This window comes from Rhizobium ecuadorense, from assembly GCF_001187535.1.
Taxonomy (GTDB): Bacteria; Pseudomonadota; Alphaproteobacteria; order Rhizobiales; family Rhizobiaceae; genus Rhizobium; species Rhizobium ecuadorense.
Genome location: NZ_LFIO01000827.1, coordinates 1 through 254 on the forward strand (window position 1 = coordinate 1; position 254 = coordinate 254).

Below are 254 nucleotides of genomic sequence, written 5' to 3' on the forward strand. Positions count from 1 at the left end.
CGGCAAGGCAGTATACAGTCAAGCGGATCCCCACTGTCGAAAGCCATACATGCAGCGCCTGCCCCGTACTCCCAAAGCCGTCCTGTTCGACATGGACGGTTTGATGTTCGATACCGAAGCTCTGTATCGCGATGCCACGATCACGGCTGCACGGAATGCAGGCTTCGAATTGCCTCTGCCGGCCTATCTTGAAACCATTGGTTTGCCGGCTTCCAGTGTCCGCGAACTTTTGTTGGCCCGGTTCGGCAAGGATG

The 254-nt window shown here is 56.7% G+C and carries 1 pseudogene; it reads left to right on the forward strand.

What is annotated here, in order from left to right:
• Positions 1-49: 49 nt before the first annotated feature.
• Positions 50-254: pseudogene (locus AF337_RS14495) on the forward strand (HAD family phosphatase); the annotation flags it as partial.